At 30.6% G+C, this 5,959-nt stretch carries 9 protein-coding genes and 1 pseudogene; all 10 read left to right on the top strand.

Translation table 11 applies throughout. The features are described from left to right. Window positions 1–139, top strand: a pseudogene (locus PHC28_RS06420) (3-phosphoserine/phosphohydroxythreonine transaminase); the annotation flags it as partial. Between the two features lie 16 nt (window positions 140–155). Further along, window positions 156–458, top strand: coding sequence for a hypothetical protein (locus PHC28_RS06415; RefSeq protein WP_300097452.1), 303 nt, complete (start codon window positions 156–158; stop codon window positions 456–458). Window positions 459–516: 58 nt separating this feature from the next. Further along, window positions 517–1,467: a D-2-hydroxyacid dehydrogenase gene (locus PHC28_RS06410; protein ID WP_300097450.1), complete on the top strand. Its 951-nt coding sequence runs from the start codon at window positions 517–519 to the stop codon at window positions 1,465–1,467. Window positions 1,468–1,575: 108 nt separating this feature from the next. After that, entirely contained in the window at window positions 1,576–2,010 is a 435-nt protein-coding gene (locus tag PHC28_RS06405) for a DUF6146 family protein (RefSeq protein WP_300097448.1), read from the top strand. 32 nt (window positions 2,011–2,042) lie between these two features. Continuing rightward, window positions 2,043–2,345: a DUF6787 family protein gene (locus tag PHC28_RS06400; protein ID WP_300097446.1), complete on the top strand. Its 303-nt coding sequence runs from the start codon at window positions 2,043–2,045 to the stop codon at window positions 2,343–2,345. A gap of 94 nt (window positions 2,346–2,439) precedes the next feature. Then, window positions 2,440–3,102, top strand: coding sequence for an ABC transporter ATP-binding protein (locus PHC28_RS06395; protein WP_300097444.1), 663 nt, complete (start codon window positions 2,440–2,442; stop codon window positions 3,100–3,102). Window positions 3,103–3,174: 72 nt separating this feature from the next. After that, on the top strand, window positions 3,175–3,939 hold the full coding sequence (locus PHC28_RS06390; RefSeq protein ID WP_300097442.1) for a TIGR02757 family protein: 765 nt from the start codon (window positions 3,175–3,177) through the stop codon (window positions 3,937–3,939). A 245-nt stretch (window positions 3,940–4,184) separates the two neighbouring features. After that, entirely contained in the window at window positions 4,185–4,580 is a 396-nt protein-coding gene (locus PHC28_RS06385; RefSeq protein WP_300097440.1) for a response regulator transcription factor, read from the top strand. Next, window positions 4,574–5,683 (top strand): hypothetical protein, encoded by a 1,110-nt coding sequence (locus PHC28_RS06380; protein WP_300097439.1) that lies wholly within the window; start codon window positions 4,574–4,576, stop codon window positions 5,681–5,683. The genes PHC28_RS06385 and PHC28_RS06380 overlap by 7 nt, the downstream gene beginning before the upstream one ends. 2 nt (window positions 5,684–5,685) lie before the next feature. Further along, window positions 5,686–5,928: a hypothetical protein gene (locus PHC28_RS06375; protein WP_300097438.1), complete on the top strand. Its 243-nt coding sequence runs from the start codon at window positions 5,686–5,688 to the stop codon at window positions 5,926–5,928. Window positions 5,929–5,959 lie beyond the last annotated feature (31 nt).

Raw genomic sequence — 5,959 nt, 5'->3', positions numbered from 1 at the left:
GTGGAAAGAAGCTGGAATTTCTGGTTTACCTGGTCACCGTTCAGTTGGTGGTTACAGAGCGTCTATTTACAACGCAATGCCAATTGAAAGCGTACAAGTTTTAGTTGACGTAATGCAAGCTTTGGAAGGAAAGGTTTAGGCTTTATACTCAAAATATGATGAATGATTATCAAATTTTTTCTTGGATTTTTCTAGCCATTGCTTTAGCTAGCCAAAAAGAACCCATTGATTATAAAGGTATTTCAATGATTGCAGATGGAATAAATCATTCTATTCCAAATGAAAAAGAAATTAGGCAATCAATAATATATTTACTAAACAATAATTTGATTTCTCAAATTGGAAAAAAGTATACATTGTCTGAAAAAGGTAATTTATTGTATCAAAAAGCAAGCGAAGGAAAAAAACCTTTATTATCAATTTGGGAATATATAGAAATCGAATTGATTGACAAATAAAAATTATTTATTTGGGTTTAAACAACTTTAAACCTTAAACTTTTAAACAAAAAAAAGAATGAAAGTATTAGCTAATGATGGAATTTCAGAAAGTGGAATTCTAGCCTTACAAAAAGGTGGATATGAAGTTATAACTACAAAAGTAGCTCAAGAACAAGTAGCTAATTTTGTAAACGAAAACAACGTAAGTGTTATATTAGTAAGAAGCGCAACTAAAGTTCGCAAAGATATTATTGATGCTTGTCCTGGTTTGAAAATCATTGGTCGTGGTGGTGTTGGAATGGATAACATCGATGTTGAATATGCTAAAAGCAAAGGAATTCACGTAATCAATACTCCTGCTTCTTCATCAGAATCTGTAGCTGAATTGGTTTTTGCTCACTTGCTTTCAGGTGTTCGTTTCTTGCACGATTCTAACAGAAATATGCCTCTTGAAGGAGATTCAAACTTTAATGGTTTGAAAAAAGCCTATGCTGATGGAGTTGAGTTAAGAGGAAAAACTCTAGGAATTGTTGGAATTGGTCGTATTGGTCAAGCTACAGCAAAAATGGCTCTTGGTTTAGGAATGAAAGTTATCGCTGCCGATAGTTTTATCCCACAAGTAGATGTAAAAGTAACCTTTTTTGATGGTCAATCAATCACAACTACAATCGTTTCTCAATCATTAGAATCATTGTTTAAAGAAGCTGATTTCATTACATTGCACGTTCCTGCTCAAGACGGTTACATCGTTGATGAAGCTGCATTAGCAATTATGAAAAATGGTGTTGGAATTATAAACTGTGCTCGTGGTGGAGTTATTGATGAAGTTGCTTTAATAAAAGCATTGGATTCTGGAAAAGTCGCTTTTGCTGGTTTAGACGTTTTTGAAAGCGAACCAAAACCAGAAATGACCATCTTGATGCACCCAAAAATCTCGTTGACTCCACATATTGGTGCTGCAACTGGAGAAGCTCAAGATAGAATTGGTACAGAATTAGCTAGCCAAATAATTAGTATATTAGGTTAAAATAAAGTTACACAAAAAAAGGCTGTCTCAAAAAGGCAGCCTTTTTTTATGTTAAAAAGTCATCAATCAATCAATTGAATTTGTAACTTTATCAATTATATTTTTACTATGAAAAATAGTTTCTACCTATTGATATTGATTTTCTGTATAATTCTTGGTTGCAATACCACAAAATCAACTGTGGCAAGTATCGAAAAACCCTTGGCTTCCCAAAATGATACAATTCGAATTGCGAATGATTCTTTACAATATGAAGTGATAATTATCGATTCTGGTTTTAGTACTTGGCTTGCCACGAGAGCCTACCCACGAAACTATCACTCTCAATCCTATTTGGAAAATAAAAACCAGTTGTATGTCAGCGAATGGAACAATCGTGTTTTACAACCTCAACGATATGACACTAATTTATACGAAATGTCCATCAATTATGATCCAAATATTGACTATGGATATGAAGTAAATTATTTGATATACAACTATATGATTTATTTTCAAAATACCTACAAACAAAAACTTTATGGTTACGTACCAATGAGATAATCTCACTATATTTGTTATCATTTTAAAAGAAGATGGGGAATTTAAAAAAACGTTGGGGAATTGAATCCAATTTTCAGTTAATAATTATTTTTGTTGTTTTTGCCATTAATGGTTCTTTGTCTGCAAGGCTTTCTAGTTTTGCGATGAATTATTTTGGTATAAATGATGAAAACACCCATTGGATTCCTTACTATATAGTTTTAATTCTTTTGGTTTTACCCGTTTATCCTTTCTTATTAATGTTTTTTGGTTATCTCGCTGGTCAATCAAAATTCTTCTTTCCCTTTTCAAAAAAAATGCTCCGAAGTATGGGATTGGGATTCTTTTTTAGATAATACGGAAGATTTCAACTTGAATAAAAAGAAAGCTTCGAATATTTTTTCGAAAAATACCTAAAATCTTTGTTTCTTTGTAGAAATTGTTCCAATAATGATTCACGCAAAAAACATTCATAAATATTACGACCAACTTCACGTACTTAAAGGAGTTGATTTACACATTCAAAAAGGCGAAATTGTTTCCATCGTGGGAGCTTCGGGTGCTGGAAAAACAACCCTTTTGCAAATCCTAGGAACACTTGACAAACCAACTGTTGAAAACGGAATCCAATTGCGTATTAACGATCAAGATATTTTAACGATGAACGACAAAACTTTGTCTAAATTCAGAAATCTGAATTTGGGCTTTATTTTCCAATTTCACCAATTATTACCTGAATTTACCGCATTAGAAAATGTTTGTATTCCTGCCTATATTGCCAATAAATCTCGACACGAAACTGAAATCGAGGCCAAAAAATTATTGGATTATCTGGGTCTTTCACATCGCATCAATCACAAACCCAACGAACTTTCAGGTGGAGAACAACAACGAGTGGCGGTTGCTAGAGCTTTGATTAACAAGCCAGCCATCATTTTTGCTGATGAGCCTTCGGGAAATCTCGACACCCATTCAGCCGAAAACCTACACCAATTATTTTTTAAATTACGTGATGAATTTGGACAAACTTTTGTAATTGTAACTCATAACGAAGAACTCGCCAATATGGCCGATAGAAAACTGATAATGGTGGATGGACAAATTAGTAATTAAAAAAGTTTAAAGTTTCAGGTTTAAAGTTCTTGAAAACCACTAACCAACTTTAAACTTAAACCGCAAATAAAAATGACAACTTCCGAACTCAAATCCTTTCTTGACGAAAAAGTCATTCAATACAACACACTTGATTTTATTGAAAGTGATCCCGTGCAAATTCCGCATTTGTTTTCGCAAAAAGAAGACATCGAAATTGCCGGTTTTTTGAGTGCCACGATCGCTTGGGGTAATCGAAAAATGATTATCAAAAATTCCCACAAGATGATGGATTTGATGGGAAATGCACCTTATGATTTTGTGATGTCGCATACCGAAGAGGATTTGGAACGATTAGAATCTTTTGTTCATAGAACCTTCAACGGACATGATTTTGCTAGTTTTATTCGAAGTTTACAACACATTTACAAAAACTACAACGGACTAGAATCTGTTTTTTCAAAACATAAAGAATCGAATTCAATGCAAAAAAGCATTTCTGAATTCAAGAAGGTATTCTTCGAAATTCCACATCAAAACCGGACTCAAAAACATATTTCCGATCCAATGAATGGCTCTGCAGCGAAAAGAATCAATATGATGCTTCGCTGGTTTTGTCGCCAAGATAACAAAGGAGTTGATTTAGGTATTTGGAAAAGTATTTCACCATCACTCCTATCTTGCCCGCTTGATGTACATTCCGGAAATGTGGCTCGAAAGCTAGGCTTGCTCACTCGAAAACAAAACGACGGAAAAGCTTTGGAAGAATTAGATGCAAAACTCCGAGAATTTAACCCAAATGATCCTGTGAAATACGATTTTGCTTTATTTGGATTAGGCGTTTTTGAGGGATTTTAAATATTAAGTCTTCATACTATTTTTTCATTACACAATTAGGGTGTGTTAGGAATTCAATCCAAAGAATTTTTAACGCACTAGTTATATATTGAAATAATAAAATTTATAAACACATTAATAATTGTAATCTTAATCTTATTTTATATATATTTTTTGTATTTAATCGAGTTTTATTGCACTTTATCGATGTTATTATTAAATAATGTTATACATTTGTTATACCAATTAACTAAAGCTTACCTACTATGAATGATCCAATAAAAATAGTTTTAGCAGAAGATAATTCTATTCTAGCTCTCTTGCTAAAATATAAATTAGAAAAAGAAGGATATACTCTATTAATGGCTAAAAATGGAATAGAAGCTATTGAATTAATAGAACAATATAATCCCCAAATTATTCTCACAGATATTATGATGCCGTTTGTAAGTGGCTTAGAAGTCATCAGTCATGTAAGAAACAAATTAAATCTAGCTATTCCTATAATAGTTTTCTCCTCTTCAGGACAAGAGGAAATGGTTCTTAATGCATTTAATATTGGAGCAACTGATTTTATGAGCAAACCATTTAGTCCAAATGAATTGATTATTAGAATTAAGAGAATTTTATTAAATAAAACAATATTTGACAAAACATGGTAAATATATTTAATTATATAGTTGAATATTTCAAATATTCCCCTAAAATTATACAATTTTTATGGGCTATGAGTGCTGTATTTATATTAATTATAATATACCTATCATTTTATTTAAACCATTTAAGAGTACGCTTAAGAGTAAAAGAAAGGATAAAAGCAGTTTATCAAAAAAAATACGAGTCCGATCTTATAGAATATTTGTATTCTGGAAATGAAGTTGATGAAATCAGTAATGAACAACAAATTATTATTGACTATTTAAGAAAATGTGCTAAAAGTAGCTTAAAAAGGAAGATTATCATTTCGACTTTATTAAAGTTAAAAGATGAAATTTCTGGAGAAACAGCAGATGATATTCAAAAACTTTATTATCAAACCGGACTTGTACATTTTGCCTCTTCTAAACTAATAAGCAAAAAATGGGATGTTATCGCTAGAGGCATTAGAGAACTTACCCAATTTGAAATTAAGGAAGAACTTGATAACGTTATAAAACATATCGACCATCCAAAAAAAGAAGTTCGCAAGGAAATACAAATGTATTTAGTCAAATTATTCAGTTTTAAGGGACTGGACTTTCTAAACATTTTAACAACTCAGTTATCAGAATGGGATCAAATACAACTATTGGAAATCCTTCAAAAATTTGAAAATCAAAATATTCCAGACATTACTAATTGGCTTGAATCTTCTAATAATTCAGTAGTTTCTTTTTCTTTAAAATTGGCTAAAATTTATAATCTATTTGAATCTAAAGACCAAATAGTTAAATTATTAAATCATCCTAATCAAGAAATAAGAATCGAATCGATAAATGTATTATCTAGTTTCAGTGATTTTGATTCTTTAATTTTCTTAAAAAATGAATTTCATCAACGAAGTATTGAAGAGCAGGTTGCCATCTTTAAAATGATGGAAAATATTTATGAAGTTAATGACATTCCATTTATATTAGAAAACATAAACAATACGAATTTTGAAATTAAAGTTTCAGCAATCAAAATATTAAAAGAACTAAATTATAATATTGAAGCTAAAGATTTAATATCAATACCAACTGAAATTGAATATTCAGAAAAAACAAGTCTAATTAAAGCTAGTTAATTATGAACATAAATATATCCGAAATAATTCAATATTTCTTTATTTATTTTACAATTACTGCTATACTTTCCTATATAATTTTAGCCATAATTTCGGTATTTGAAAATGGTCATTATATAAAAAAAAATAGCTTTGTAAATTACAATGACATCCTATCCTCTTCAATTTCACCATCGATATCAATTATTGCTCCTGCCTTTAATGACACTTTAAACATTGTTGAAAATGTTCGTTCATTATTATAAAATTATTATGCAATTTATGACGTAATACTTT

The organism is Flavobacterium sp. (assembly GCF_028712645.1).
GTDB lineage: Bacteria > Bacteroidota > Bacteroidia > Flavobacteriales > Flavobacteriaceae > Flavobacterium.
The sequence above is the reverse complement of the archived record's forward strand: the minus strand, read 5'-3'. Positions and strand labels throughout refer to the sequence as shown.